Source organism: Flagellimonas iocasae (assembly GCF_042682725.1).
In the GTDB taxonomy this organism is placed as follows: Bacteria; Bacteroidota; Bacteroidia; order Flavobacteriales; family Flavobacteriaceae; genus Flagellimonas; species Flagellimonas iocasae.
Map to the genome: position 1 here is coordinate 901,298 of NZ_JBHUHU010000005.1, position 26,994 is coordinate 928,291.

The window sequence follows — 26,994 nt, forward strand, 5'->3', positions numbered from 1 at the left end:
AATTGAAGGCTTTTTTTGATTAAAGGCTCATTTTATCCTTGAAGATATAGGATTGCCTTCGTGAGACTTCAACCTCTTCTCCGTTCTTAAGGGTCAGTTTGAGTTTTCCATTAAACCAAGGCACTACGTTTTCAATAAAGTTGGTATTTACAATTTGCTGTCGGTTTGCCCTGAAAAAAGAGGCTTCGGGAAGTTTTTCCTCTACTTGGTTGAGCGATTTGTACAGCAGTGGTTTTTTATCTTCAAAAAATACACGGGTATAGTTACCTACAATTTCAAACAAAGCAATGTCACCAATCTTCACCAACCAACACGCCTCTCCATCCTTGATGAAAATCTGGCTGCTTTCTGATAATTTTTTGGTTTCTGCAACCTTATCCTCACCTCTACCTTCTAATTTGGCCTTTACTTTATCCATGGCCATGGCGAATCGCTTTTCACTGACCGGTTTTAAAAGATAATCCAACGCATTATACTCAAAGGATTTTATGGCGTATTCATCAAAAGCGGTGGTAAAAATGGTGATAGGTACCTCATCCAACATTTCCAAAAGCTCAAAACCGTCTTTTTCTGGCATGTTGATATCCAAAAACAAAAGGTCTGGTATTGTATTTTGAATGAGTTCAAATCCATTGTCCACATTTTCAGCTTCTCCGACCAGCTCAATTTCCTCATGTTTTTTGATGAGTTCTTTCAGCTCGTTCCTGGCCAAACGGGAATCTTCAACAATAACTGCTTTTATCTTCATGCCAACGGAATTTTTATGAGCGCCACAACCTCATTGGATATTTCTTCCAAATTAAAAGAGGCTTTATCTGCATAAAGCAATTTTAGGCGTTGCTCAATGTTTTTCAATCCCAATTTGGTAGAATCCTTGGAAATTTGAAGCTGGCCCGTATTACGCACCTCAATGACCAAAACGCTGTCTTTCTTCTTTATGTCCAGGGTAACTGTTCCTCCTCGCTTTAGATTGGAAATTCCATGTTTAATGGCATTCTCAATCAACAATTGTATGATCATGGGCGGAATCTGCATATCTAGCGTGTCCCCGTCAATATTTTTTATAAACTCCAATCGGTCCTCAAACTGAATTTTGGAAAGGTCGATATAATTGTCCACCACCTCCAGCTCTTCCCGAACAGCAATTCCATTGCTGTTGTTTTTGGTAAGAGAGTATCGTAAAATCTCCGAGAGCTTCGTCAACATTTCGCGGGATTTCTCCACATCCTCCAACATGAGCCCACGGATGTTGTTGAGACTATTGAACATAAAATGTGGGTTGATTTGCCCCTTAAGAGTATTCAACTGCGCTTGTTTTAAATGGGTGTTCATTTCCAAACGCTCTATTCGGTCTTGGTTGAGCTTGAGCAATAATTTAATGACCAAATAGGTCACCGTCCATGCCCCCATCAAAAACAGTGAGTTTAGTATTTGAATACCCACGTTATCATAGTTCTTGAACATCTGATGCTCTGTTTCCGTCAATGTTGGACCAAATTTTACATAGAGGAAACCAAAAAAAGTATTTAAGACACCAAAGAGAAGTGCGGTAAGTAAAAAAGCGACAAGAATCTTAATAAACTCCTTTCCCCCGAAGGACTCAAACTGGACATTTTGTTTTAAATACCAACGGAGCATGGACGTGGTGAAAATACCTAGAAAAGTGCCCATTACCACAGAGTAAAATAGCAATTGTGGACTTATTCCCTTGACTACAAAAATGGATATTGTATTAATAAAACCCCAACCCAAAAGTTGAAGAACCCAAAAAACAATGTTTCCTTTTCTTGTATTTAATTCCATGTAACGGTACCAGCGATAATCCAAATATACTCTTTGCTATTCAACTTGTAGAATAGCTGTCTTACTGTTTTTGGGCATTCTTTTTCCAAAAAGGGAAACAGCAGGACTTGCTGGACGGTAAAAATGCTATCCAAACAAAAGTCATTCCGGTGTAGAAAAACACAAAATAGTCATCATAGGCCCATCCGGTCCATTTGCCATAGAAACCTGTTAGCGCTCCTACAATTCCCATTCCCAAAATTACTTTTTGTGTAGTTGTCAATTTTCTCATTGTATGGATTTTTAAAAGTTTTGATGACCGATTTACAGCAGGATATCAATCAATACGGATATCATAATTTTTGCAAGTGCTATCATCGTTTGTTGCTTTAATGGTTTTGTATGATGCTAAAGTAGTGGGCTTTACATCAGCCTGAAAGGAGATTATGGCCAGTGGTAAAAATGATTGTGCGAACGGTAAACCCACTGCATATAAACCATTTACAAAAAGAAGAAAGAGATTTATTTGGCTTTTCTAGGGAAGAACACCCTAATTATTTGGTCTCTGGAGGAAACTTGGAAAAGACCTTTTTAACCAAGGCTCTTAATCGTTGCTCCCGAACACTCGGTGAGGCATTGTCTCGATACCCACTTTCTGTAGATGCTTGCCAGAACAAAGCATCACGCTGTGCATCCACAAAATCAAACTGAATGTGACGTTGAATTCCTGTGTTGCCAATAGGCAATCCTACGGAAACTCCTCCACCAACATTTCTGCCACCTCCACCAATACCGACCCCAAGACCGCTATTAGGGGCACTTTGGTATTCACTGCTGAGGATATTGATGAAAAACTCAGGCTCCTCTGCCAAACGATATCCTTTGAACTGCAGGGTAGAATCCAAGATGCGAATCAAACGGCGTTCATCCAACTGGGTGAGGCCCGTCTCCATATCCGAAAAGTAATTATAGGTGGTATAGTTGGAAAAGTCCGTGCCCTTATCATAATCATAATTCACCCTGATGGAAGTGCAGGATGCCAGCAGACAACAAAACAGTATAGGCAATACGTATCTCATAGCAAGATTCTGGATTACCATTAAAATTAATGAATATTTGGCTTTTGAATGGGAATTGTCGCTGTTATTCGTTCAACAGCTCCCAGAGTTTATCCTTGAGTTCTTGGATACCCAATTGACTCACTGAAGAGATGAACATATAAGGCACATCCTTAAAATCCTCCTCCATATCCTCTCGCATTTCTGCGATGAGTTCTTCATCCAGCATATCACACTTGGATATGGCCACCAATCGGCCTTTATCCAGCAATTCTGGATTGTAACGTCTTAATTCGTCCAACAAAATCGCGTATTCCTGACTGATATCCTTGCTATCTACCGGAATCAGAAAAAGTAAAGTAGCATTTCGTTCTATATGGCGCAAAAAGTAGTGACCCAATCCTTTTCCTTCGGCGGCACCTTCAATGATTCCAGGGATATCGGCCATCACAAAACTCTTAAAGTCGCGATACTCCACAATCCCCAAGTTGGGTTTTAACGTAGTGAACTCGTAGTTGGCAATTTTCGGTTTTGCTGAGGTCACCACGGAAAGCAAGGTTGATTTTCCAGCATTGGGGAAGCCCACTAGACCAACGTCTGCCAAGACCTTCAACTCCAATGTTATTTGGGTGTCTTGACCTTTAATTCCGGGTTGGGCATATCTTGGGGTTTGGTTGGTGGGACTCTTAAAATGCCAGTTCCCTCGGCCGCCCATTCCACCTTCCAGGATTACTTTTTCTTCTTGGTCCTCGGTTATTTCAAACAAAACGGCATTGGTTTCGGTGTCTCGCACCACGGTTCCCAATGGCACCTCCATATATACATCGGCACCATCGGCACCGGTACTTCTATTTTTACTGCCATGCTCTCCATGACCGGCTTTAAAATGCTTCTTAAACTTAAAATGGTAGAGCGTCCAAAGGTTTTTGTTCCCTTTTATGATGACATGGCCACCACGTCCACCGTCACCGCCATCCGGGCCACCTTTGGCTACGTATTTTTCACGATGTAAATGCGCAGAGCCTTTACCCCCATTTCCGGAAGAGACATACACCTTTACATAATCCACAAAATTGCCTTCGGTCATTCTTCTATACGTTCAAAAGCTGCAATATCTTTAAGGTAATTATTTATCTCAAGATAATCCTTAAGATAAAGGAAAGATTCTTCAATATCCAGGTCTTTTACAATGGACAACACGGAATCTTTTGGCACAAATTCTTCAACCAAGGTTTGTTGGCGGTATTGCTTTCCGGCTTCCTTGTTTTTAAAGAAACTTTGTTTGTTGAAAATAGCATAGTTGGAAGCTTTTACACCTCTACCTTCGGCCTCAACCAATCTTGGGGCAATCCCTACATGATGTTCGTAAATAATCGTATCCCCTCTGAAAAAAATATGTCGTTCAAAGTACATGACTTCGGTACGCATATGTCTATAAACGGTCTTCCGAATGCCATTTTGTTCTTTGTAGGGAGCTACAAAGATTGCTGTAGATGTCCCAGAATCAACCAAATACTCCTCCTCCGCAAGTTCAGCATTCCTGTTATATTCCTTCACCTGATCGTTTATGTCGTCAATCCATTGGTCTTTTGAATTGCAAGAAACTCCTAAAAAAAGGATGAAAAGGAAAAGAATGCGCCTCATAATTACAGGGTATCAATAATGGCACACAACCGGGCGGTCACCTCATTGATTTCTCCTATCCCGTTAACGGAATGAAACTTGCCCTGCTTTTCGTAAAAGGCCTTCAATGGAGCTGTTTTTTGGTTGTATTCATCAAAACGGTTGCGAATCTTACTTTCGTCTTGATCATCAGAACGACCACTGCTTTTGCCACGCTCCAACAATCGAGCCACCAGAATATCTTCTTCTGCTTCCAAAGCAATGGTGGCGTTTATTTTCATATCCTTGGATTCCAAAAAGTTGTCCAAAGCTTCTGCTTGGGCATCGGTTCTTGGAAATCCGTCAAAAATAAAGCCTGCGGCTTCTGGATTTTTCTCCACCTCGTTCTTCAACATGTTGATGGTAACTTCATCGGGCACTAAATCACCTTTGTCAATATAGGATTTGGCCAATTTGCCCAGTTCTGTTCCATTTTTGATGTTGTAACGGAACACATCCCCGGTAGAAATATGTTTTAAATTGTATTTTTCCTTAAGGAACTCCGCTTGAGTTCCCTTTCCTGCGCCTGGTTTTCCAAAAAGCACTAGGTTGATCATATCTGCTTGGTTTAATTGGTATACTTCTCTTAGATTTCGCCCTTGCTCATTATAATCCAGCCCATAGCCCACAATAAAATTATTGGGGATGTCCAGGCCCACATAATCAATAGGGTATTCCCCATTGTACATGTCCGATTTATAAAAAAGCGTGGCAATCTTAAATTCCTTTGCATTGGTCTGGGAAAATAGGTGCACCAATTGTTTTAGTGTCCTTCCTGTATCGACCACATCTTCTAAAATAATGACACTCTTCCCCTCGATTTCTTCCGTGACATCCAACAAGGTTTCCACAATTCCTGTTGAGGTAAGTCCTTGATATGAACTCAACCGCACAAAAGAAACTTCACAGGGGTATTGATAGGCCTTTAAAAAATCGGAGACAAACATAAAAGCTCCATTGAGCACGCCCACGAATAGTGGGATCTCATCTTTATAGTCCTCGGCAATTTCAGCAGCCATTTTATCTATGGCCTCCAGAATCTGCTCTTCCCTGAGATAGGGTTTAAAATACTTGTCGTGAAGCTTGATCAAGGCAACATTATTTTAGTCAGGTTGGCAAAGATAGCATTTTTTGGGGGTGGTATTGACCTCAGTCTTTTATCCCTTCAAGGAATTCACGTATTTTTGCTGTTATTCCAATTCGCTGATCAATGCAATTTTTCTCTTCGGACTTTAAACTGGGAATTTTAGGAGGTGGACAACTGGGCAAAATGATGCTCTACGAAACCCGAAAATGGGACATTTACACCAAAGTGATGGATGCCTCTCCCGAAGCTCCCTGCAAAATCGCCTGCAATGAATTTGTGGAAGGCAGTCTTATGGATTTTGACGCGGTTTACAACTTTGGAAAGGACGTGGATGTCCTCACCATTGAAATTGAAAACGTGAATTTGGATGCGATGGAAAAGCTGGAGCATGAAGGCATTACCGTCTATCCACCCACCAAAACCCTGAGGACCATTCAAAATAAGGCTACTCAAAAACTTTTTTATACCGACCATGGGATTCCAACATCCTCTTTCACCCGGTTTGCCTATACTTCAGAAATCGAAGACAGTATATCCAACGGTGGACTTCAACTTCCCTTTGTTTGGAAAAGTGCTCAATTTGGTTATGATGGACAGGGTGTAAAAGTGGTCCGAAAAATGGATGACCTTAAAGGTCTGCCCAACGTGGAGTGTATTGCCGAAAATTTGGTGGATTTTAAAAACGAGTTGGCCGTCATCGTGGCTCGAAGTTCTACAGGAGAAATCAAAACCTATCCCGTGGTGGAAATGGAATTTCACCCTGAAGCCAACCAAGTGGAATATGTTATTTGCCCCGCCCGAATTGATGATGCTGTGGCCCAAAAAGCCAAAGATGTGGCCCTGAAGGTATCAGAACACATGAAGCATGTTGGGCTATTGGCGGTAGAACTTTTCCAAACCCATAACGATGAAATCTTGGTGAACGAAGTAGCCCCAAGACCCCACAATAGCGGACATTATAGCATTGAGGCCAGTTATACCAATCAATTTGAACAGCATATCCGTGCCATTTTAGGCTTACCTTTAGGTAAAACAGATAGCAAAGTAGCCGGAATTATGGTCAATTTGGTGGGAGCCGAAGGCCATACCGGAGATGTGGTTTATGAGAATATAGCCTCCATATTAGAGATGGATGGCGTCACCCCTCACATCTATGGAAAAAGACAAACCCGACCCTTTCGTAAAATGGGCCATGTGACCATTGTGGATGAAGATATGACACGAGCTCGGGAAGTGGCACAAAAAGTGAAGGAAACCATTAAGGTAATGACGAACAAATAGGAAGAATCAAGTTCAAGTTCAGGTTTCAAGTTCAAGTTGAAATTTGTTATTTGGAATTTATAGATTGAAATTTTATGAAAAAAGTAGCCGTAATCATGGGAAGTACCAGCGACCTTCCTGTTATGCAAGATGCCATTGATATCTTAAAGGAATTTGGGATTGATGTGGACGTGGATATCGTTTCCGCCCACCGCACTCCAGAGAAATTATTTGATTTTGGCAAAAACGCCCACAAAAATGGCTATGCTGTCATCATTGCTGGGGCTGGCGGAGCAGCACACCTTCCAGGAATGGTGGCCTCATTATCACCACTGCCCGTGATTGGTGTCCCAGTAAAAAGTAGCAATTCTATTGATGGATGGGATTCAGTGCTCTCCATCCTACAGATGCCAGGAGGTGTTCCCGTGGCCACCGTTGCTTTAAATGGGGCCAAAAATGCAGGAATTCTTGCAGCCCAAATCATGGGAAGTTCAGATACTGAAATTTTGAGTAAAATGGAAGCCTACAAGCAAGGATTAAAGGAAAAAGTCATTAAAGGAGCCGAAGAAGTCAAGAAAAAAGGCTAGTCTAAAATCACATGAACTACAACCAAATAGGAATTTTATTGGGGATATGTGCTGTCCTTTTTATACTTCTGACTTGGAAAAAAGTCCATAATCCCTATTTAAAAAGTCTCTGGAAAAGTAGTTTACTGGCTTTCTCAATGTACGCCGTTTTATTGATTTTTATTGAAGTACGCTGGCATTTCATATCAGAATATGCAAGTAAGTTCGATGTTAATGGAAATGGCTTTGTTGATCTTGGCGAATATTCCGAGGAGGCCATAAAAGCCATGAACCGAAAAACGTACGGTGCCACTGTTAGAATCTATGCCTCATTGACCATGGCAGCGCTATCCGCAATTGTTGGTTTTTCCTTTTTAATGAGTGATATTATGGTGTTTCGATTAAAAAACAAAGAATTCAAGAAATGAGTGAAAAAAATCCATTGTTGGAGCCTTTTGACCAAGCTCCATTTTCAAAAATAAAGAACCAACATTTTAAACCGGCTTTTATTCAAGCCATTGAAGATGCCAGAGCGGAAATTGATGCCATCGTTGACAACCCCGATGCACCCACCTTCGAAAACACTTTGGAGGCTTTGGACTTTTCAGGACACCAACTAGATCGTATTTCCAGTGTCTTTTTCAATCTGAATTCCGCCGAGACCAACGAGGAAATCCAAAAGATTGCCCAAGAAATTTCTCCTTTATTATCTGAATTCGGCAACGATATTATCTTAAACGAAGGACTTTTCCACAGGGTAAAATCGGTCTACGAAAAAAAAGATGAACTCAGTCTCTCCCCAGAACAGGATACCCTACTGGAAAAAACCTATAAAAAGTTCAGTCGCAACGGCGCCAACCTGAATGAAGAGGACAAAAAGAAGCTTCGAAAAATTGATGCCGAGCTTTCCAAGTTGAAACTGACCTTTGGAGAGAATGTTTTGGCCGAAACCAACAAATATGAGTTGCTACTGACCAACGAAAAAGATGTTGAAGGTTTGCCTGAAGGCGAAAAAGAAGCTGCGGAACAACTAGCGCAATCCAAAGGGAAGGAAGGTTGGCTGATCACATTGGATTACCCCAGCTACATCCCATTCATGAAATATGCCAAGAACCGGGAATTGCGTAAAGAGCTTTCCATTGCTTTTGGCAGCAAAGGTTTCCACAATGATGAATTGGATAATCAGGAAAACGTACTGAAAATTGTTGCACTTCGACATCAACGGGCCAACTTGTTGGGCTACCCCACCCATGCCCATTTTGTTTTGGAAGAACGGATGGCGGAAACTCCAGAAAAAGTGACAGATTTCTTGAACGAGCTTCTGGAAAAAGCGAAACCTGCTGCGGAAAGGGAATTTAAAGAATTAGAGGATTTTGCAAAGGAATTGGACCACATTGACCGATTGGAAAAATGGGACAGTGCCTATTATTCTGAAAAATTAAAGCAGAAACTCTTCAATCTGGACGATGAAAAGTTGAAACCTTATTTTAAACTGGAAAATGTAATCAATGGGGTTTTTAAAGTTGCTGAAATGCTTTTCGGACTTACCTTCAAGGAAGTCTCCACTATTGACAAGTACCATCAGGATGTAAAAACCTATGAGGTGTACGATGATTCAAACAATTTTATTTCCCTTTTCTATGCTGATTTTCACCCTCGTGCTGGAAAACGCGGTGGCGCTTGGATGACTTCGTACAAATCACAATTCACATTGAATGGCAAAAACAGCAGACCCCACATTTCCAATGTCTGCAATTTTACCAAACCAACAAGCACAAAGCCTTCCTTACTCACTTTTAATGAGGTCACCACCTTATTCCACGAGTTTGGTCATGGTCTTCACGGAATGTTGGCAAATACTACCTATCCTTCCTTGTCGGGTACTTCGGTATATTGGGATTTTGTGGAGTTACCCAGTCAGGTTATGGAAAACTGGTGCTATGAAAAGGAGGCACTTGAGCTTTTTGCACACCACTATCAGACTGGGGAGTTAATTCCCATGGAATATGTTGAAAAAATAAAGGAATCGGCGACTTTCCAAGAAGGTATGGCCACCGTACGCCAATTGAGTTTTGGGTTTTTGGACATGGCATGGCATGGCACCGACCCTACCAACATCAAGGATGTAAAAGCATATGAAAACAAAGCTTTTGAGGGCACCGATTTGTTCCCAAAAACTCCTGAGACGTGTATGAGTACTTCGTTTTCGCATATTTTTCAAGGTGGATATTCGTCAGGGTACTACAGCTACAAATGGGCTGAGGTTTTGGATGCAGATGCTTTTGCTTATTTCAAGGAACAGGGCATTTTTAACAGATCGGTTGCGGATAAGTTCAAGGAGCATGTCTTATCCAAAGGCGGAACTGAAAATCCCATGGAACTCTATAAGCGTTTTAGAGGAGCAGAACCCAAAATTGATGCATTGTTGGAGAGGGCGGGATTATTGGGAAAAGTGCCTAAGGGTTTTTAGAATCTAGAAAATCTCCATCCACGAAGCCTCCCTCCCTTTCAACAATCAATACCATGGCACCCAGTAATGCCAATGAACCTGCAACGACTGCCAAAACCGTTTTCTCGGTGGAAGGCTTCATTTTTCTACTCTCTGTAATCATTGCCTTTTGCACAACCATGTCCGTTTTGCCATGTGTTACCAGCAAAGTAGTTTCTTTTACTTCCTTTACATAAACCCTTTGTTTTTCCCTATTCCCAATCCTAATCTCATACTTTTCACTGACGATGAATTCATCTTTCACAGGATTTATTTGTTGATAGGTATAACAGCTATTGAACAGAACCAGAATAACGAGACAAAATGCAGCAATTTTCATAGTATAACACTTTACTAATTTTACAACCAGCTCAAAGTACCAACAAGGACGAGCGCCAAAAGACCTCCCACAACTACCCCAAACACAGTATTTCCAGTGGACACTTTTCGGTACTTAACTTCCGTAATCATATCCTTTTGCACCACCAATTCTGTTCTTCCTCTTCGTACCACCAAAGTTGAATCTGTCACCGAATTCACAAAAACACGTTGCATGGGACGGTCTCCAATCCTGATTTCATACTTTTCGCCGACCACAAAATCATTTTCATAGGATGGTATCGATTTATAGGTGTAGCACCCACTTAGGAAAAGTAAAATGGAAATAAAGGTTAGTTTTTTTCCCATTGAAGTGGATTAAAGAATAGTTAGTGTATTGGTTTTCATAAATTTATGAAAAATTTCAAAACAAAATCCCAACTTGTTTTGGAATACGAAAAACATAGTCTCTCCATTGGATTTTGCCAATCTTAGATTTAGCCTGAAAGTCATCAACCTAATTTTAAAGTCTTTTACCTTGCACAAATCACAAAGCATAATTAAAAACCATTATTTTTGGTACTTCTTAAAAGTATGGCAGAGCACAAACTTCATCCCGAGAATTGGGTAGACCTGTATGCAGATTACTTGTTTAATTATGCTGTGGCCCGCGTAAGCGATTCGGAAATTGCCAAGGATTTGGTGCAGGAAACTTTTTTTGCTGGACTTAACTCCGCCAAAAACTTTAAAGGTGACGCCGCGGAGCGTACTTGGCTCATCGCAATCTTGAAGCGAAAAGTGATTGATCATTATCGGAAAGTCAATTCAAAAAAAGGAAAAGCAGAAGTTCGAATAAATTATTCCACCGAAACGGATTCAGATGGTGATTGGCTTGAAGAGCAAGTAGCCGACCCTTTTAGTAAGGACGGCGACAATATTCTTGAAAATGAAGAGTTGGGGATGGCACTCCAAGAGTGCATTGACAAACTGCCCAAAAAGCAGTCAGAGGTTTTTAAAATGAAGACGATGCAGGGAATGAGCACGGAGGATATTTGTAATGAACTGGATATAAATCCGTCCAATCTGTGGGTAATGCTCCACCGGGCAAGGACGGCTCTCATGGGTTGTTTAAATGAAAATTGGTTTTAATTATGAAGATTACATGCGAGGAGGCATCACATATTTGCACCAAATCACAATATAATGAGGCAAGCTTTTGGGAGGTTCTTAAGCTTCGCTTGCATGTTTTATATTGCAAAGCATGTGCTAAATATTCAAAAAAGAACACCCAACTAACATCCCTTTGTGACAAGGCTGGGTTGACTTCACTTACCGAAAACGACAAGGAGTGCATGAAGCGCGATTTGGAAAAACGCCTCTAGAAATAATTTTTAGCCACCCAAAATAAGCCCACCCAAATAATAGGAATAGCTTCTACCCAAAATGACACAAAATAGCGGGACTGTATCCTTCTGCTGGAAAGCAATCCAAAAATTAACATTCCACAAAGGATAAGCCGCAATAGGATTTCAGACTGATGCACCCTATCCCTTAAAAACGTCAAAAAAAATAAAATCACCGTCAGAACCATCCCAATTCCCTTGGTTTTTTCAACTCCAAATACCTGTGGCAGTGTTCTCAAGCTAATATCATCCCATTGTAAGTCCCTAATCTCAAACGGAAGGATCAGTACCACTACAAAAATGAAACGTTGTAAAGACAGTACCCAAATATCCCAATCCAATGGCAAATTGGCATCCATCGCCGGCATAATAACGGTGAATCCCACCCAAACCAAGGCCACAATATAAATTTTGAATCCTCCGAGATTTCTCAAATTCTTGGTACTCGGTAACATGGGGACCGCATAAAGAGCGGAAAGTAAGGTCATCACCCCTATTACAACCCATAAATCCGTATCCAGCCGTAATAAAAAATAAACAGCAAAACCAAAGGCCAAAAAACTAAAGATTTGGATGACTTTATGATAGGCGTTGGAAACAATCAAATATTTATGGGCCTCTACCCCATACTTCACAAAATTGTAGCAAACTATCACCCCAAAAAAGATAAAACCCAAAAGTGACGGGTCAAACGAGGCATCCAACAGATAAAAAGTCACGCCAGCAAGTGATATCACTGCCAAAGCCACATGGATACAAGCATCCAGATAAAAATCAAAAATGGATTTCAAAGTTCGCATGGAACAGATTCTTTGCTGCAACCACAAAGGTTAATTTGTGGTTAACAACTTTGGTTTAGAGACCCTCAAAATTGCTTATTTTCATTGAATTAATCCCTAATTTTGTGCACTTTATTGGATTTAGATGAATACAGAAGTTTTTGCCGCCAGACATATTGGCATTGCTGAAAAAGACCTGCCCCAAATGTTTGAAACCATAGGGGTGGAAAACATGGAACAACTCGTTCATGAGACTATTCCAGATGATATTAAATTGAAAAAAAACTTGGACCTTCCGGAAGGGATAAGTGAGCATGAATTCTTGAGCCACATTCAGGAACTCGCGCAGAAAAACAAGGTTTTCAAAACCTATATTGGGTTGGGATATCATGAATCCCTTACCCCTTCCGTGATCAAACGGAACATTTTGGAAAACCCAGGATGGTATACGGCCTATACGCCATATCAGGCTGAGATTGCCCAAGGTCGTTTGGAGGCCCTGCTGAATTTTCAGACCATGGTTAGCGACCTTACTGGAATGGAAATCGCCAATGCTTCCCTTTTGGATGAAAGTACTGCCGCAGCGGAAGCAATGACCATGTTGTTTGAACTTCGTTCACGTCAACAAAAAAAGGAGGAAACTGTAAAGTTTTTTGTGTCCGAAGAAATCCTTCCTCAAACCTTGAGTCTATTGAAAACCAGAGCAATACCTTTAGGTATTGAATTGGTGGTGGGCAATCACGAAACCTTTGATTTTTCGGAGGATTTTTACGGAGCCCTACTTCAATATCCCGGAAAATATGGACAGGTGTATGACTATGCCGAGTTTGTGGAAAAAGCCAAAGCCAAGGAAATAAAAGTAGCCGTTGCTGCCGATATTTTAAGTTTGGTATTACTTACGCCTCCCGGAGAGTGGGGTGTTGATGTTGTGGTGGGCACCACCCAACGTTTTGGAATTCCATTGGGTTATGGAGGCCCACACGCCGCCTTTTTTGCCACCAAGGATGAGTACAAACGAAGTATCCCCGGTAGAATTATCGGACGAACAAAAGATACTGATGGCAATCCCGCATTGCGTATGGCGTTGCAAACACGGGAACAGCATATCAAAAGGGACAAGGCCACCTCCAACATCTGTACCGCTCAGGTGCTTTTAGCGGTTATGGCTGGAATGTATGCCGTTTACCATGGTCCAAATGGATTAAAATATATCGCCGAAAAAGTCCATTCCCAAACCAAAAAATTGGCCAAAAGTTTGGAAGCCCTCGGTTTTGAGCAATTGAATTCCGCTTATTTTGACACCATCAAAGTGGCTGTTAAAGATGCCAAAAGGCTTAAAGAAACTACCGAAAGTAAGAGCATCAACTTAAATTATGTGGATGCCAATACTGTTTCCATTTCTTTGAACGAGGCCGTTTCAAACGAAGATGTGAAAACATTGATTGCTTGTTTTGCTGATTCACACGACAGTAAAAATCACAGTGGACTAGATATCGAGAATGGTCAGGTTATTCCAGTTGCACTCCAACGAAAAGCTCCATTTCTTGAACATGAAGTGTTTAACAGCTATCACTCCGAAACGGAGTTGATGCGCTACATCAAAAAATTGGAGCGAAAGGATTTGGCCCTGAACCATTCCATGATTTCCTTGGGTAGCTGCACCATGAAGTTGAATGCTGCCTCGGAAATGCTTCCGTTGAGCTGGGCCCATTGGAGCAATATTCACCCATTTGCACCTTTGAATCAGGCTGAAGGCTACCAAGAAATGTTGAAGACCTTGGAACAGCAATTGAATGTCATCACAGGTTTTGACGCCACCTCATTGCAACCCAACTCCGGTGCGCAAGGCGAATATGCGGGACTTATGGTGATTCGTGCCTATCATGAAAGTAGAGGCGAAGGGCACCGAAATATTTGTTTGATTCCTGCTTCGGCCCACGGAACCAACCCGGCATCTGCTGTTATGGCCGGAATGAAGGTGGTCGTCACCAAAACCGATGAAAAGGGAAATATTGACATGGCCGATTTGGAAGAAAAAGCAAAGCTTCATTCTGAAAATCTTGCGGCTTTGATGGTGACTTATCCATCCACTCACGGCGTGTTTGAATCCTCCATCAAAGAGATTACAAAATTAATCCATGACAATGGAGGTCAGGTTTATATGGATGGCGCTAACATGAATGCTCAAGTGGGTTTGACCAATCCAGCGACTATTGGTGCGGATGTATGTCACCTCAACCTGCACAAGACCTTTGCCATTCCACACGGAGGTGGAGGTCCGGGAGTTGGCCCTATTTGCGTAGCGGAGCAGTTGAAACCCTTTTTGCCTTCAAATCCTGTGGTAAAAACAGGCGGTGATGAAGCAATCACAGCCATTTCTGCAGCCCCTTGGGGAAGTGCTTTGGTCTGTTTGATTTCCTACGGTTATATTAAAATGTTGGGGGCAGAAGGTCTTACGAATGCTACAAAAGCTGCAATTCTTAACGCAAACTACATCAAAGACCGATTGAAAGGAAAATTTGATGTGCTCTATACTGGAGAACGAGGTAGAGCTGCCCACGAAATGATCATTGATTGCCGACCTTTCAAAGCCAATGGCATTGAAGTAACGGATATCGCCAAACGACTTATGGACTATGGCTTCCACGCTCCAACGGTATCTTTCCCTGTGGCTGGAACCTTGATGGTGGAACCCACCGAAAGTGAAAGTCTCGCCGAATTGGATAAGTTTTGTGATGCTTTGTTGTCCATCCGAAGGGAAATCGATGAAGCAACTGCGGACCAACCCAATAACGTGCTTAAAAATGCACCACATACGTTGGAAATGGTCACCAATGATGCTTGGGAGTTTCCGTATAGCAGACAACAAGCAGCATTCCCATTGTCCTATGTAGCTGAAAATAAGTTTTGGCCCTCTATTCGAAGAACGGATGAAGCGTTTGGGGATCGTAATTTGATATGTACCTGTACTCCCATCGAAGCGTACGCGGAAGCATAGCAAAACCATGATTTTATTGGTAAAAAGCCTTGATTCAAAACAAACTCAAGGCTTTTTTTTATACAAAACCGGTCTTTTGGATGTCTTGGACAGTGTAAAATATATTATGCATGCATAGCACTTAAATTTTTGATTGCTATCTTTTCTAGATAAAACCTCTACCATGGAGATTGGCATTACAGGGATTGGAAGTTATATTCCATCCATCATTACAAAGAATGAAGATTTTTTGGGGCACACTTTTTTAGAAAATGATGGCTCCCACTTTCCACAAGGAAATGCTGTGATTATTGAAAAATTCAAATCCATCACAGGAATCGCGGAACGGCGCTACGCCCCATCCGATTTAAAAACATCGGATTTAGGTTTTTTGGCTGCCCAAAAAGCCATTGAGGACTCCGGAATAGACCCGGAAGGGCTGGATTATATCATCTTCGCCCATAATTTTGGAGACCTTATTCCTGGAAAGATTCAAGGGGATACGCTACCCAGTCTCGCTACGCGAGTAAAGCATCTCCTTCGCATTAGAAATCCAAAATGTGTGGCCTATGATATGATTTTTGGATGCCCTGGGTGGATAGAAAGTGCCATTCAAGCCACTGCTTTTATCAAAAGTGGCATGGCAAAAAAATGCTTGGTGATTGGAGGGGAAACACTTTCAAGGGTTGTGGACAAACATGATCGCGATAGCATGATTTTTTCGGACGGTGCTGGCGCGGCCATCTTTGAAGCAAATCCTAAATCAGGGAATGTTTTGGCACATGCCTCGGCCACCTACGCCAATGAAGAGGCCTATTACCTCTACTTTGATAAATCCAACGACGAGGATGCCTGTGCCGATACGCGCTACATCAAAATGAATGGACGTAAAATCTACGAATTTGCCTGTACATATGTGCCTCAGGCCATGAAGGACTGTTTGGATAAAAGCGGTGTGGAAATTAAAGACGTAAAAAAGATTTTTATCCATCAGGCCAATGAAAAAATGGATGAGGCGATTGTAAAACGCTTTTATCGACTTTATCAAAAAGAAGTTCCCCAAAATATTATGCCCATGAGCATCCACAAATTGGGAAATAGTTCCGTGGCAACCGTTCCTACCCTATTCGATTTGGTCACCAAAGGAGAAATGCCAGAACACAAATTAAAAAAAGGAGATGTTGTTATCTTTGCAAGCGTTGGTGCTGGAATGAACATCAACGCCATGGTTTATAGATATTAAAACTAGGTTGAAATAAAAATCCCCTTTTTGGCCGGACACGAATTTCACTAATCCCAACAAATCAAAACAACGCAATAACATGAAAACTTCTTTGGGATTTGTGGTTTGTTTTTTGGAATTTTAGCCCATGTACGAGAACAATTTTCCCAATAAGCGCTACCGACATACGCTGGCGTTTCTTCAAAAACACATCAGCACTTCGGAGTCCATTTTGGATTTAGGTGTTGAAAATCCATTTTCTGAAATCATGAAAACCCAAGGCTATCGGGTGAAAAACACCAAAGGTGAGGATTTGGATGTCGATTTTGATGAGGTTGCCCAATCCAATGCCGAGGTGGTCACCGCCTTTGAGATTTTTGAACACTTGGTGGCCCCTTTCAATGTACTCAAGGAAGTGAAGGCAAAAAAACTGGTGACCAGCATACCCATGCGATTATGGTTTTCTTCTGCCTACCGAAGTAAAACCGACCCCTGGGACCGACATTATCACGAGTTTGAGGACTGGCAGTTTGATTGGCTCTTGGAAAAAGCCGGATGGACCATAAAAGACTCGGCCAAATGGACTAATCCCACCAAAAAAATAGGATTGAGGCCCCTACTCCGTCTTTTTACCGACCGATATTATATTGTTTACGCCGAACGGTGATTCTCATCAATTTACAATAAACAATTACCAATGTTCAATACGGTATTGTCATTTCGAGCGCAGTCGAGAAATCTATTAGTATATCTGCTCGATGCTTTCAAAAGCCAAACATCTTTGGGAATTGTGAATTGTTTTTTGGAATTTTAGCGGATGCGAATCAGCATTGTCATTCCCGCCCACAACGAAGCTTCCTACCTCAAGGATTGCTTGGATTCTTTTGTGGCCCAAACCCACCGACCGGATGAAGTCATTATCGTGGATGATAATTCTTCTGATGAAACCTTCCAGATTGCTTCGGAATTTGCCCAATCCCATGATTGGATAAAAGCGGTGCAACGAAACTCAGTAGATGAGCACATTCCCGGCAAAAAAGTGGTGGACACCTTTAATTTTGGACTGCAACATGCTTCCGCTTACAATTTAATTGGCAAATTTGATGCGGACATCATCCTCCCAACCAACTATTTTGAAGCTATTCTGAATCGTTTTCAGTCCAATTGGAAATTGGGCATGTGTTCTGGACTACTGTATATCCAAAAAAACAATGATTGGGTGTACGAGAACATTGCGGACAAAACCCATATTCGCGGTCCCATAAAAATGTATCATAAAGCCTGTTTTGACAAGATAGGTGGACTACGACCCGGTGTTGGCTGGGACACGGTGGACGTGCTATTGGCCCAATACCATGACTTTGACACCCAGACCGTTCCCGAACTTCAAGTAAAACACCTCCGCCCCACAGGCCATGGGTATAGTTCCAAAAGCTATTTGTCAAAAGGAGAGGCGATGTACAAAATGCGTTATGGCATTGTACTCACCAAGATTGCTGCATTAAAAATGGCTTGGCAGGCGAGAAGTATACGATTGTATCTTCAAGCCGTATTTGGGTATCTGAAGGCATTCTTTCAAAGGCAACCTAGATACGTTTCAAAAGGCGAGGGTAAGTTTATCAGGGCTTATCGATGGAAAGGAATTTGGTCAAAACTAGGCTGAATTTTAAAAAGTAACTCTCCCTATCCTATCTTTGTGAAGACGCCAACTTTTCTCAATGAATATTACAATTCGAAACGCTAAAACCAAGGACGTAAATTCCATTTTGGAGATCATCAACCATGAAATTCTAAACTCAACTGTGGTCTATGACTACAAAGAGCGTTCCTTTGAGCAGCAATTGGCTTGGTTTGAGAAGAAAACTCAGGACGAAATGCCTGTCATCGTGGCTGAAAAAGAGGGGAACGTAGTTGGATTTGGTTCTTTTGGGATTTTTAGGCCTTGGGATGCCTACCGATTCAGCGTTGAGCATTCCATTTACACACACCAGGATGCTCGGGGAATGGGAATTGGCAAACGCATCATGGCTGAATTAATTCGACTGGCCACCGAGCAGGACTACCACACCATGATTGCAGGAGTAGATGCCTCAAACCAAAGCAGCTATGAATTCCATAAAAAATTTGGCTTCCAAGAAATCGGCACCTTCAAAGAAGTTGGGTACAAATTTGACCAATGGCTGGATTTGATTTTTATGCAGTTGTTTCTTGGCAAAAGGTAGAAATCAAATTTAATCGAAAAAACTTCCTAACTAAATACCCTCCAAACAATCACAAATGATGTGATTATATATCCCATTGTTGTCGGTTAATAGTCATTTATCAATTGAAAATAGGTGTTCATGAATTTATAAGCTTCATTCATTGGCAAAACCACTTTCTTACACACAAGAAAAGCCATGTCGAAATGAAGATAAATCTGAAAACACTTTCATTACTATTAATTTTATTCTACACTTCCTGTAGTAAGGAAAGCAATAAAGCCCCTGAGAGTATTGCTTGTTTTAATATAAATGCAACCGATGTAGAAGTTGGTGAAACTGTAGAAATTAGCAATTGTTCTGTTGAAGCAACTTCATATGAATTCGATTTTGGAAACGGGATAACTAGTAATGACGCCAACCCCAACATTTCATATGAACTCCCAGGAGAATACACAATTATATTAAGAATAACATCCCCAGATGGTAAAGTAAAGTCAACCTCCATGGTTATAAATGTAAACCCAATTGACAACAATTATATTCATCCTCCTCTTATAGATGGCGACTATATCTTACCTACTGATTTTGGTATAGTAGACGGTAAATTCTACTACATAGAACGTTACAGTAATTCAATCTCAAATGAGTTAAGAAACTTCAACTATGTAGAACTGGATGATTCATTCAATATAACAAAAAGGCATCTTCATGACCGCTATTACAATTCATCCCACACATCATTAAGATTACTCAACAATGGCAAAAAAATTATCCATACAGTTGAATCCATGAGTGATAGAATTGGTTCAAATGAAATATGGTTCGATGATGAATGGACAAAAGAAAATGCAGCATACAGTTCATCAAAACCAATCTACGGATCAATACAAGCTGGCACCAACTTGGTTTTCTTTGGCTCCAAATCTGTCACAGATGAACAAAATGAAAACTTTTCTTACTTTCGAAGGCCTTATCTTGAAATAAGAGATGGCCTTGGACAAATGAAAGAATTTAAAGTGTTCAATCAAATAGAACAAGGTTTTATCGGAGATCTTATTGAGGTGGATAACAATTACATTGCTTTTGGTGGTGTATCCACACCAACTGGGATTAATACATTTACCGATTATAAACCATTAGTTATTTTATTAGACTCAAACTTTGATTTTATCAGCTTCAAAACATTTGAAACTGAAATACATATTACAAATTTCAACAATCTTAACGATTCATTTCATATAAAAAAACTCTCTAATGGCAATCTGGTTTTATATAGCCATGATGAGTTCAGGATTATTAATCCGGAAGGTGAGGAACAAAAAATGGTCTCTTTGTCCAATGTATATCACAACCAAGGAATTATTTGCCTCGAAGAGGGTGGATTTATCCTATCAACTGAAGATTATCTTAAAAAATTTGATTCTAATGGGAACTTATTAAAGTCTCTCAGATTCAATGGTAAATCAACTCCCCAATTAATTAGAAAAGGAAATCAACTATTTTTTGCATCTGGTTATTTGTCCAAATATTCTAGAGGATCTGAGGAGCTTTCTACTTATGGAATCTTTATCGGCTCCGTCAATATAGATTTGAAAGCGATTAATCTAAATTAAACTTAGCGAGTATTCTTTACTTGGAAAATACCTCCCCAATCGGTTTCCCAGTAGTTCCATTGGGGAACGCAATGCCCAACAAAACGGCTAGGGTAGGTGCAATATCGGGAATCTCCGTTCTATTCACCGTACTGCCTTGCTTTATTCCCTTACCATAAAAAAGCAATGGGGCATGGGTGTCATAAATCATGGGCGAGCCATGGGTTGAGCCTGTTCTTCCTGAAGAAAAGATAAAACCAGGTCTTTGCACAAATAAGATATCCCCTGAACGTTTTTGGTTATAGCCATTCTGTAAGATGTACGGAATTCCTTCACTATAATCGTTCGCCCACATCTGATGACCTGTGTATACTTGGTTCACAGCTTCGTAAGTGAGCAACTCCTTGGCGATATCCTCTTCAGCGTCATCCAAATCAATATCCAAATTGGTCAAAATCTTGTGATCCAAGAATATTTGGTTGTTGGAAATGTTTTTCACCACATCCGTTGTACCGTATTTGTACTGCAAGAACTCGTTGAATTCTTCCTGCATACCAGCTATATCCAAATAACCGGCAGGTATTTTTTGGTCGGCCAAATACGCTGGAACATTTATAGCGGCATGATCCGCGGTTAAAAACACGGTGTACTCCCCATCTCCCACTTTTTCATCCAAAGCGGCAAAAATTCGAGCTAAGTCTTGATCGAGTCTTATGTAGGTATCTTGCACCTCTTTGGAATTCACTCCAAAAAAATGGCCTACATAATCCGTACTGGAGAAGCTGATGGCCAAGAAATCGGTTATGGTATCTGCACCCAAATCCTCCCCTTCCAATGCGGCTAGGGCAAAGTCTGCAAGAATACTATTCCCGAATGGTGTTTTGCGGAGCAATTCAAATTGGCCATTGGCATCCCACAAGCTTGGAAGATCATGTGGAAAAGCCGTTGTGGTCTCACCTTTCAACAAACCTTCATACGTATTGGCATCCAAACCACTTTCAACATAGGTGTTAATGGGTTTGAGGGTTGTCCACGGTTTTTTATACGACTCTGCTTTGTCTGAAGTGTTGAAATCGTTCACCCATTGCGGTAAGGCATCCATGTAATAGGAGCTAGTGATCCAGTTTCCGGTGTTCTCCCCTTCAAACCAATAGGCGGCATTGGCCGAATGTCCTCCGGGCAGCACAGCTCCCCTATCTTTTAGCGAAACGGCGATTACTTTCCCCCGTTGTTGGGTATGCAAACGCAACTGATCGGTAATGGTTGTGGTAAGCATGCGGTGCGGGGACATTTTTCCGGCATCGGAAGTTGTTCCTACCGATTGATAGCTATCATCACCTGCACAATACACCTCTTCACCTGTTTCCTTATCGTACCAATTGTTTCCTATGATTCCATGCGTAGCAGGCGTGGTTCCTGCATAAACCGAAGTGTGCCCAGGCCCCGTGCTTGTAGGCGCGTAATTAAAATGATTGTTTTTGCAATTGAACCCATCATTCACCAATCGTTTGAATCCACCTTCGCCATAATGGTTCCAAAAGCGCGTCAGGTAATCATAGCGCATCTGGTCCACCACAATACCCACTACCAACTTGGGAGACTGGGCTATTTCTATGGGAGTCTCCTCTTCCACGTTCTTCTTTTTACGCTGACCATAACTTGCAGTGGCAATGCATAATGCGAGGGACAAGAAAATAATATGGGTTTTCTTCATGGGTTGGATTTAACAAAAAACGCTAGCAAAGCTATTCATTTATGTTGTTTTAAATTTTAAATGAAGGTTAAAAGCTTAACAATATTCTTATTTTTATGCCCGCAAGTCCAATTTAAGCGCATGAAATATCTTGAAGCGATTGGAAAGTACTTCATCATGATATGGGAAGTATTTAAAAAGCCTACCAAATGGCCCATCATGAAATCTTTGATCCTAAAGGAAATTGATGATCTCATTTATGGAGCTATGGGCATCATCATATTTATCTCCTTTTTTATTGGGGGTGTTGTCACTATTCAGACCGCGCTCAATTTAAACAGTCCTCTTTTACCGAAGAGCCTCATCGGCTTTGCCACAAGACAATCGGTGATTTTGGAGTTCGCACCAACTTTCACCTCCATAATTATGGCCGGTAAGGTGGGTTCCTATATTACATCCAGCATTGGGACCATGCGGGTCACGGAGCAGATTGATGCACTGGAGGTTATGGGAATCAACTCACTGAACTATCTGGTTTTCCCAAAGATTGTCGCTACCATGATCTATCCTTTTGCCGTGGCCATTTCCATGTTTGTGGGTATTTTGGGCGGATGGGTCGCTGCAGTTTTCGGCGGGTATGCTCCTAGTGGGGAGTTCATTAAAGGGCTTCAGTTGGATTTTGATTCATTCCATGTCACCTACGCCTTTATAAAGACCATTGTATTCGCTTTTGTGATTGCCACGGTACCCTCGTACCATGGATTTTATATGAGAGGAGGCGCTTTGGAAGTAGGTAAAGCCAGTACTACGGCCTTTGTTTGGACCAGTGTGGTCATTATTATCTTGAACTACCTATTAACCCAATTACTGTTAGGCTGATGATTGAAGTTGAAAACGTACACAAATCATTTGGTGACAACCATGTACTCAAGGGCATTTCCACCATCTTTGAAAAGGGAAAGACCAATTTGATCATTGGGCAAAGTGGTTCAGGAAAGACCGTTTTCTTAAAATGCTTATTGGGTCTTTTTGAGCCGGACGAAGGACAAATCTGTTACAACGGACAATACTATTCTGAGCTTTCCACAAAAGAACGTCGTGATCTTCGGCAAGAAATGGGTATGGTATTTCAGGGAAGTGCCTTGTTTGACTCCATGACCGTGGAAGGCAATGTGATGTTCCCGTTGGACATGTTTACCAATCAGTCTAAATCCGAAATGCAGGATCGGGTCGATTTTGTGTTGAAACGCGTGAACCTTATCGATGCCCACAAAAAATACCCGGCCGAGATTTCTGGGGGAATGCAAAAAAGGGTGGCCATTGCGCGTGCCATTGTGATGCATCCAAAGTATCTGTTCTGTGATGAACCCAACTCGGGTCTCGACCCCAAAACGGCTATCTTAATTGATAACCTTATTCATGAAATTACCCAGGAATATGATATCACCACCGTCATCAATACGCATGACATGAACTCAGTGATGGAAATTGGGGAAAAAATCATTTTCCTAAAAAATGGTTTAAAGGAATGGGAAGGCACCAATAAGGAAATCTTTAAAACCGAAAACCAAGCAGTAACGGATTTTGTCTATTCCTCAGAACTCTTCAAAAAAGTGCGTCAGATGTACATTGAGGAACGGAACTAATTCGGGTCTTGGGTCTAGGGTCTTGGGTCAAAAAAAACAAAAAATTATTCCACCTCCTTTACCACCAGTGTTGAATCCTGTAGCCTCAGCTTCAACCAACCTAGCATCTTTTTGGCATCTGCTTCTTTTTGGTTGTTGGATACACCATTTTTCCACTTTACCTGAAAAACGGGGACCGTATCCAACTTATTAAAATCGGTTTGGATTTGATAGGAAAAGCCCAAACCAGCTAAATTTTCATAGTTGGCCTTTGCTTCGGCACTAATGGCTTGAAAAGGAATCTGCTTCCCAGCATTCATGGTCAAGCTGGCGACTTCAGCTTCCAAAAGTCGAATCTGTTCATCCTTATTGAGTAGTTCTGCCTTGTTCTTTTCATAAAGCTCGCTAACATAAGTGAACTTTTCTTCCGAATCATCCTTACCCCCCTGAATAATATGGAGTTCGGCATCCTTAAGTCGGGAATATTGATTCTTTTGGGTTCTCCAAGTGTTGATTACGTTTTCCGGAATCAATTCATCCCCCATACAGACCACTTCAATAAGCGAAGTACCGTCATCTGCATATTCAATCTTGGTCAAATTGTCCACATACCGCCCTGCTCCATCAAACTGATAGACCTCAATGGTATCTCTCAAAAATTCCTGGGCCTGCTTTTTAAAAAGCGACTCTTGAAAAACTTGATAAAAGGTAAATCCAGCCGGAATCATCACCAAAATACCGGTAATGGACGCCAAGCGCGCAATGAGCCTTCTTCGGTGCGAATTGGCATAGCGCACCATGGGAAATCGCAAGAATTTGATGACCAAAAACGTCGCCAAACCAATAAAAATGGTGTTAATGGTGAACAGGTACATGGCTCCTGCGGCATACCACGGCTTTCCAATGGCCAGTCCAAAACCGACCGTACAGAGGGGTGGCATCAACGCGGTGGCAATGGCCACACCAAAAATCACACTGGCTATGGTCCCTTTTTTTGCCCGGGCAATCACCAAGGCGAGTCCACCAAAAAAAGCAATCAATACATCCCGAATATCTGGTTTTGTGCGCGCCAACAATTCGGATGACTCATCACGAAGTGGAAAAAGGTAGAAAAACAAAAATGCAGTGATCACACTCAAAACCACCATCACGGTGAAATTCTTGAGTGATCTACGTAGTGTATCAATATCGTTGATGGCCAAAGACATCCCCATACCCAAAATAGGGCCCATCAACGGGGAAATCAACATGGCTCCAATAACAACTGCTGTTGAATTGGCGTTGAGACCAATGGAGGCAATAAAAATGGAACAGACCAAAATCCAAGAGGTATGCCCCTTAAAAGGAATGTCCGCGATAATGGATTCCTTGGTAGCCGCAGCATCTGTATTGGACCGAATTTCCAATAGATCGGAAAGAAACTTCCGAACACTGCCGATTAACCCTTTAAAATCCTTTTTTACCTCGTCCCCGGTATCCTGACCTGGCGTGGCACCCCCTTCCAATTGATTTTCACTCATACTTATCTATGCAAACTGATCGCCAAATTTTTCTTTGACCTGACTCAAAACTTGTTTAATATCCTGTTGTTTGGATTTAGGGTAAATCAACAACACTTCTTCCTTATCCACAATAATATAATCATCCAATCCATCCACGACCACAATTTTCCCCTTTGGGGAACGAATCATATTGCCGCTGGCATTCTCCAATAGCGCCTTACTATTGACCACGGCATTGTTTGATTCGTCTTTGTCCAACTTATCATAGAGTGCGCCCCAAGTACCTAGGTCGTTCCAATCAAAAGTTGCCGGTAAGGTGTAAATGGATTTGGATTGTTCCAAGATAGCATAATCTATGGATATGTTTTCTGCCTTGGCATAGTTTTCTTGGATAAAGGCCTTTTCCTCAGCGGTATTATAGCAAGAAATTCCTTGACCGAACAATTCATATTGATCTGGTTGATAACTCTTAAAAGCTTCCACAATTGTCTTCACGCTCCACATAAATATTCCGGCATTCCATAGAAAGTTACCTTGGGCCAAAAACTCTTTTGCCGTTTCATAATCCGGTTTTTCCCGAAACTGGGACACCGTTTTTAGTTTTTCGTCACTTCCTTTTTCAAATTCTATGTACCCAAATCCTGTATTGGGAAAAGTGGGTTGAATGCCCAAAGTGCAGAGCACCTCTTCTTTTTCGCATTTGTCAAAACAGGCAATGACATCATTTTCAAAAGCTTGTTCATCCTCAATCCAATGGTCGCTAGGTGCCACAATCATGACCGCATTGGGATTCATTTTCTGAATTTTCAAAGAAGCATATAAAATACAGGGGGCCGTATTTCGCATGGCCGGCTCCAACACCACTTGCTCTGGTTTTACTTTTGGCAATTGTTCCAACACCAAGTCATTGTACCGTTCGTTGGTGAGGATCAATATGTTTTCTGTAGGAATAAATCGGTTCAACCGGTCAAACGTTTTCTGAATCAACGTCCTTCCAGCCCCCAACATGTCATGGAACTGCTTCGGATTAGCTGTTGTACTCACTGGCCAAAATCGGGAACCGACACCCCCTGCCATTAAAACTGCGTAATAATTCTTGTTCATGCTATTCGTTTTCAATTAGAATGGGGGTTCAATAGGTTTGTCCCTTACCAATTCCACTTCTGCATTTGGCTGGAACAAATATAATCGGCCTGTGGACAATTCCACGCATTCATACCGTTTTACCTTCTTATTTCCTTTTTTGAACAACCTGCCATTGTAAAGTCGAAAAACACTTCCCGCAGGCAACTCGTACACATAACTTTGAGTCCGTTCTTCAACATCGAAAGCTTTTAAAGCGATGGACAATCGGGCATCCGTACTGCTACTTGCCTTCGGATTTTTAAAATGGCTCGCAATAATGGGCAGCAACTGCGATGGAAAGACCTCTGGCCGAATAAATGGAACCATTAAATGCTGAAAGGTTCGCTTCCATTCCATCCCATGGGGCTTTATGCGACGACCATACTGTTCAAAAGCAACCAGATGCGCTATTTCATGCACTAGGGTGATGAGAAATCGGTATTTATTGAGCGAAGCATTTACCGTAATCTGATGCATTCCGTTTGGCATTCGCCTATAATCGCCATGGCGCGTAACCCTATGATTGACAATCTTTAGATGCACCCCATGGTTCTTTATCAATTCAAAACAAGGAGCCACGGCGCGTTCCGGCAAATATTTCTGTAAAGTGCTGTTCAATTCAAGATATTCTTCCGAATACGAAGTTACACG

28 protein-coding genes are annotated in these 26,994 nt (G+C 41.5%); 14 read left to right on the forward strand and 14 right to left on the reverse strand.

All coding sequences use genetic code 11. The features are described from left to right. Positions 1-19: 19 nt before the first annotated feature. From ACFSJE_RS17890 to ACFSJE_RS17920, 7 genes are all read right to left on the reverse strand, one after another. Positions 20-748 carry a LytR/AlgR family response regulator transcription factor gene (locus ACFSJE_RS17890; RefSeq protein WP_379832234.1) on the reverse strand — a complete coding sequence of 243 codons (729 nt, stop codon included), beginning with the start codon at positions 746-748 and terminating at the stop codon, positions 20-22. Then, positions 745-1,671, reverse strand: a complete 927-nt coding sequence (locus ACFSJE_RS17895) for a sensor histidine kinase (protein WP_379832235.1) — start codon at positions 1,669-1,671, stop codon at positions 745-747. Before ACFSJE_RS17895 ends, ACFSJE_RS17890 begins: the two co-directional genes overlap by 4 nt. Positions 1,672-1,864: 193 nt before the next feature. Beyond that, positions 1,865-2,074: a hypothetical protein gene (locus ACFSJE_RS17900; protein ID WP_379832236.1), complete on the reverse strand. Its 210-nt coding sequence runs from the start codon at positions 2,072-2,074 to the stop codon at positions 1,865-1,867. 262 nt (positions 2,075-2,336) lie between these two features. Beyond that, positions 2,337-2,861 carry a DUF4136 domain-containing protein gene (locus ACFSJE_RS17905; protein WP_379832237.1) on the reverse strand — a complete coding sequence of 175 codons (525 nt, stop codon included), beginning with the start codon at positions 2,859-2,861 and terminating at the stop codon, positions 2,337-2,339. 64 nt (positions 2,862-2,925) lie between these two features. Then, complete coding sequence (gene obgE, locus ACFSJE_RS17910; protein ID WP_379832238.1) at positions 2,926-3,927, reverse strand: GTPase ObgE; 1,002 nt, start codon at positions 3,925-3,927, stop codon at positions 2,926-2,928. Beyond that, the gene (locus ACFSJE_RS17915) at positions 3,924-4,484 is read right to left on the reverse strand and encodes a hypothetical protein (RefSeq protein ID WP_379832240.1); all 561 of its coding nucleotides are present in this window, start codon (positions 4,482-4,484) and stop codon (positions 3,924-3,926) included. The genes obgE and ACFSJE_RS17915 overlap by 4 nt, the downstream gene beginning before the upstream one ends. Positions 4,485-4,486: 2 nt before the next feature. Continuing rightward, a complete protein-coding gene (locus ACFSJE_RS17920; protein WP_379832241.1) occupies positions 4,487-5,593 on the reverse strand; it encodes an adenylate kinase in 1,107 nt (368 codons plus the stop codon). A gap of 119 nt (positions 5,594-5,712) precedes the next feature. On the opposite strand from ACFSJE_RS17920, the gene ACFSJE_RS17925 reads away from it, so the two are divergent. The 4 genes from ACFSJE_RS17925 (at position 5,713) to ACFSJE_RS17940 (ending at position 9,885) form a co-directional block, all read left to right on the forward strand. Beyond that, positions 5,713-6,870, forward strand: coding sequence for a 5-(carboxyamino)imidazole ribonucleotide synthase (locus tag ACFSJE_RS17925; RefSeq protein WP_379832242.1), 1,158 nt, complete (start codon positions 5,713-5,715; stop codon positions 6,868-6,870). A gap of 74 nt (positions 6,871-6,944) precedes the next feature. Next, entirely contained in the window at positions 6,945-7,436 is a 492-nt protein-coding gene (gene purE / locus ACFSJE_RS17930; protein WP_379832243.1) for a 5-(carboxyamino)imidazole ribonucleotide mutase, read from the forward strand. Between the two features lie 11 nt (positions 7,437-7,447). Beyond that, entirely contained in the window at positions 7,448-7,843 is a 396-nt protein-coding gene (locus tag ACFSJE_RS17935) for a hypothetical protein (RefSeq protein WP_379832244.1), read from the forward strand. Next, on the forward strand, positions 7,840-9,885 hold the full coding sequence (locus ACFSJE_RS17940; protein WP_379832245.1) for a M3 family metallopeptidase: 2,046 nt from the start codon (positions 7,840-7,842) through the stop codon (positions 9,883-9,885). The genes ACFSJE_RS17935 and ACFSJE_RS17940 overlap by 4 nt, the downstream gene beginning before the upstream one ends. On the opposite strand, the gene ACFSJE_RS17945 is transcribed toward ACFSJE_RS17940, so the two are convergent. Both ACFSJE_RS17945 and ACFSJE_RS17950 read right to left on the reverse strand, forming a co-directional pair. Continuing rightward, positions 9,872-10,243, reverse strand: a complete 372-nt coding sequence (locus ACFSJE_RS17945; protein WP_379832246.1) for a hypothetical protein — start codon at positions 10,241-10,243, stop codon at positions 9,872-9,874. The two genes, ACFSJE_RS17940 and ACFSJE_RS17945, sit on opposite strands and share 14 nt — an antisense overlap. 20 nt (positions 10,244-10,263) lie before the next feature. After that, a complete protein-coding gene (locus tag ACFSJE_RS17950) occupies positions 10,264-10,590 on the reverse strand; it encodes a hypothetical protein (RefSeq protein WP_379832247.1) in 327 nt (108 codons plus the stop codon). Between the two features lie 225 nt (positions 10,591-10,815). Between ACFSJE_RS17950 and ACFSJE_RS17955 the strand changes: the two genes are divergently transcribed. Beyond that, positions 10,816-11,370 carry a sigma-70 family RNA polymerase sigma factor gene (locus tag ACFSJE_RS17955; protein WP_379832248.1) on the forward strand — a complete coding sequence of 185 codons (555 nt, stop codon included), beginning with the start codon at positions 10,816-10,818 and terminating at the stop codon, positions 11,368-11,370. Positions 11,371-11,372: 2 nt separating this feature from the next. Beyond that, positions 11,373-11,603 carry a hypothetical protein gene (locus tag ACFSJE_RS17960; protein ID WP_379832249.1) on the forward strand — a complete coding sequence of 77 codons (231 nt, stop codon included), beginning with the start codon at positions 11,373-11,375 and terminating at the stop codon, positions 11,601-11,603. Here ACFSJE_RS17960 and ACFSJE_RS17965 read toward each other — a convergent pair. Beyond that, positions 11,600-12,424, reverse strand: a complete 825-nt coding sequence (locus ACFSJE_RS17965) for a UbiA prenyltransferase family protein (protein ID WP_379832250.1) — start codon at positions 12,422-12,424, stop codon at positions 11,600-11,602. The two genes, ACFSJE_RS17960 and ACFSJE_RS17965, sit on opposite strands and share 4 nt — an antisense overlap. Positions 12,425-12,548: 124 nt before the next feature. Here ACFSJE_RS17965 and gcvP point away from each other — a divergent pair, with 124 nt between their 5' ends. From gcvP to ACFSJE_RS17995, 6 genes are all read left to right on the forward strand, one after another. Continuing rightward, on the forward strand, positions 12,549-15,401 hold the full coding sequence (gene gcvP / locus ACFSJE_RS17970) for an aminomethyl-transferring glycine dehydrogenase (RefSeq protein ID WP_379832251.1): 2,853 nt from the start codon (positions 12,549-12,551) through the stop codon (positions 15,399-15,401). Between the two features lie 163 nt (positions 15,402-15,564). Beyond that, the gene (locus ACFSJE_RS17975; RefSeq protein WP_379832252.1) at positions 15,565-16,623 is read left to right on the forward strand and encodes a 3-oxoacyl-ACP synthase III family protein; all 1,059 of its coding nucleotides are present in this window, start codon (positions 15,565-15,567) and stop codon (positions 16,621-16,623) included. A 127-nt stretch (positions 16,624-16,750) separates the two neighbouring features. Next, a complete protein-coding gene (locus tag ACFSJE_RS17980) occupies positions 16,751-17,269 on the forward strand; it encodes a methyltransferase domain-containing protein (protein ID WP_379832253.1) in 519 nt (172 codons plus the stop codon). A 150-nt stretch (positions 17,270-17,419) separates the two neighbouring features. Beyond that, on the forward strand, positions 17,420-18,265 hold the full coding sequence (locus ACFSJE_RS17985) for a glycosyltransferase family 2 protein (protein WP_379832254.1): 846 nt from the start codon (positions 17,420-17,422) through the stop codon (positions 18,263-18,265). Between the two features lie 55 nt (positions 18,266-18,320). Continuing rightward, positions 18,321-18,824, forward strand: a complete 504-nt coding sequence (locus tag ACFSJE_RS17990; protein ID WP_379832255.1) for a GNAT family N-acetyltransferase — start codon at positions 18,321-18,323, stop codon at positions 18,822-18,824. Positions 18,825-19,009: 185 nt separating this feature from the next. After that, positions 19,010-20,419, forward strand: a complete 1,410-nt coding sequence (locus ACFSJE_RS17995) for a PKD domain-containing protein (protein ID WP_379832256.1) — start codon at positions 19,010-19,012, stop codon at positions 20,417-20,419. Between the two features lie 16 nt (positions 20,420-20,435). Here ACFSJE_RS17995 and pafA read toward each other — a convergent pair whose 3' ends face one another. Beyond that, on the reverse strand, positions 20,436-22,112 hold the full coding sequence (gene pafA / locus ACFSJE_RS18000) for an alkaline phosphatase PafA (protein ID WP_379832257.1): 1,677 nt from the start codon (positions 22,110-22,112) through the stop codon (positions 20,436-20,438). A 120-nt stretch (positions 22,113-22,232) separates the two neighbouring features. Here pafA and ACFSJE_RS18005 point away from each other — a divergent pair, with 120 nt between their 5' ends. Both ACFSJE_RS18005 and ACFSJE_RS18010 read left to right on the forward strand, forming a co-directional pair. Next, on the forward strand, positions 22,233-22,970 hold the full coding sequence (locus tag ACFSJE_RS18005) for an MlaE family ABC transporter permease (protein WP_379832258.1): 738 nt from the start codon (positions 22,233-22,235) through the stop codon (positions 22,968-22,970). After that, positions 22,970-23,737: an ABC transporter ATP-binding protein gene (locus tag ACFSJE_RS18010; RefSeq protein ID WP_379832259.1), complete on the forward strand. Its 768-nt coding sequence runs from the start codon at positions 22,970-22,972 to the stop codon at positions 23,735-23,737. Before ACFSJE_RS18005 ends, ACFSJE_RS18010 begins: the two co-directional genes overlap by 1 nt. Before the next feature lie 44 nt (positions 23,738-23,781). On the opposite strand, the gene ACFSJE_RS18015 is transcribed toward ACFSJE_RS18010, so the two are convergent. Genes ACFSJE_RS18015 through ACFSJE_RS18025 form a run of 3 tightly spaced genes read right to left on the reverse strand, consistent with a single transcriptional unit; the run spans position 23,782 to position 26,961 of the window. After that, on the reverse strand, positions 23,782-25,236 hold the full coding sequence (locus tag ACFSJE_RS18015; RefSeq protein ID WP_379832261.1) for a DUF389 domain-containing protein: 1,455 nt from the start codon (positions 25,234-25,236) through the stop codon (positions 23,782-23,784). Positions 25,237-25,242: 6 nt separating this feature from the next. Continuing rightward, positions 25,243-26,322, reverse strand: coding sequence for a mannose-1-phosphate guanylyltransferase (locus ACFSJE_RS18020; protein WP_379832262.1), 1,080 nt, complete (start codon positions 26,320-26,322; stop codon positions 25,243-25,245). A gap of 15 nt (positions 26,323-26,337) precedes the next feature. Then, complete coding sequence (locus ACFSJE_RS18025; RefSeq protein WP_379832310.1) at positions 26,338-26,961, reverse strand: SprT-like domain-containing protein; 624 nt, start codon at positions 26,959-26,961, stop codon at positions 26,338-26,340. Positions 26,962-26,994: the final 33 nt, after the last annotated feature.